Below are 1745 nucleotides of genomic sequence, written 5' to 3' on the forward strand. Positions count from 1 at the left end.
AGATGCTTTCTCTTTTGTTGCGGGGACCGGACTCGAACCGATGACCTTTGGGTTATGAGCCCAACGAGCTACCAACTGCTCCACCCCGCGATATTTCGAGTACAAAGATACGTCTTTTTCAATACAGTCCAAACATTTCGCTCATTATTTTTATATTATTTTGTCATATTTTTCTTATTCAATTAAGCATCAAACGAATGCATTCCTTACCATTTGTAATTTAATCCAAAGCTTACAAGTTGGTTAACCTGAAAGTACCCCAATTGTCCACCTTTCGGTACATTGTCATCGAACCTTGTATTCAAAGAAACAGTAGTAGAGAGCAAACGAGTAAACAACATCGTAAATACATTTTCGAACTCAACTTCCACTCTTTCGTAGTTTGTGAAGTATTTAAAGCGTGATGTCCATGTTACATATCTACTAACCCTAAAATCTAGATTTGAACTAACCAGAGAACCAAATTCAGCTAGTGTGCGCTCTCCCTCCTCTAATCCAAATCGTTTTTCATCTACGAATTTATCCCTTACATAAATATAATTGAGAGACAGTGGAGATAAATTAAAAGTTAGATTCAACGTCTTCCTCTTATCACTCTCAAATTTTTTATCAAGTTTATATCCCATACCGACACTTATATTTGCCATAAAAGGAGCTAAAAAAGAAGAAGTCTTATCCTTCGAATTTAACGGATAACTTTGAAAGAACGGTGTCTTTGTTTCTAATCGAGCAGAGTATGACCAATTATTATACGCTTTATAGCCTAATATATTCTCTAAACGAAATAAATCCTCACTTATATTTACATCATGAAGTTCATCAGAGGGAGTAGCCTGTAAGTTCAATCTCCACTCCAAAATATTATTAAATGTAATCTTATCTTTAGCATAGTTTACAGTTATCCTATGATCATTGCGAATAAAGAAGCTACTATTTCCTCCCCTACTCCAGTTATGTGTAATATAGTTTTGGGCTACTTGAAGTGCATGATTTCCTGTTTTAACCCAATAGATAAAACCCGGATCAATCTTTTCCATTTCTATAGGAGTAACCTTTATAGCCTCATCTGTAGCTATAAGGTCGTGAAGAAAATTTCGTTTAGTTGCATCTTCCTCTTTTAGTTTCGGTATACTTTTCAGTACAGACGCATTATATCGAACATCTCCAATATTACTCATATCCATATAGAAATTCCGACGTCTGGCTTGCACCTCTTCTGCCCTCTTTATTAAAGGTGCAAATGTATTCTCTTCTGGTATTAGACGAAACTGCGGACGCTCCATCGATTTTTTTTGGGGTATAAAGTCCAAGCGTGGAGGTAAGATCTTACCATCAAATACAACAGGAAGAAAAAGTCGGTCATATATTACTGTATCCCGAAAACTAACATTATAGGGAAAAGGATCCCAATCTACAGGCGGAACAATAATTAAGCCATTAGTACCTCTGGTATATACAAGAGCCGAATCATTCTGTAGGATAGATTTTTGAGCTATATTTAGCGCAAATCTATCATCCTCCGAAAGCTTATATGCAGGGATAACTTTTTCATTATAACTTAAATTTAAAGCTTCGGCGCGAGAAGCCAAAGTACAAAGTGACATCATAAATGATGCTAAAATATAAAATAAAGAATTTTTCATCTTGATTAGATTGCTTTCCTCTTAACTATTTAGCCAATAAACGAGACATAATACTCAAATATTGCAAATATAATAATAAAAGCTTCTCACAGCTTCATTTTT

At 35.0% G+C, this 1745-nt stretch carries 1 protein-coding gene and 1 tRNA gene; both read right to left on the reverse strand.

What is annotated here, in order from left to right; translation table 11 throughout:
• Positions 1–17 precede the first annotated feature (17 nt).
• Positions 18–90: transfer RNA gene (locus HGC4_RS00805), tRNA-Met, on the reverse strand.
• A 116-nt stretch (positions 91–206) separates the two neighbouring features.
• A complete protein-coding gene (locus tag HGC4_RS00810) occupies positions 207–1643 on the reverse strand; it encodes a DUF3078 domain-containing protein (RefSeq protein ID WP_050708215.1) in 1437 nt (478 codons plus the stop codon).
• Between the last annotated feature and the right edge of the window lie 102 nt (positions 1644–1745).

Origin of the sequence: Dysgonomonas sp. HGC4 (genome assembly GCF_001261715.1) — a bacterium.
Classification (GTDB): domain Bacteria; phylum Bacteroidota; class Bacteroidia; order Bacteroidales; family Dysgonomonadaceae; genus Dysgonomonas_A.

What these genes read in the sequence shown, in the direction of transcription:
- HGC4_RS00810 (WP_050708215.1), bottom strand. Translation starts at nt 1,643, where the DNA reads ATGAAAAATTCTTTATTTTATATTTTAGCATCATTTATGATGTCACTT.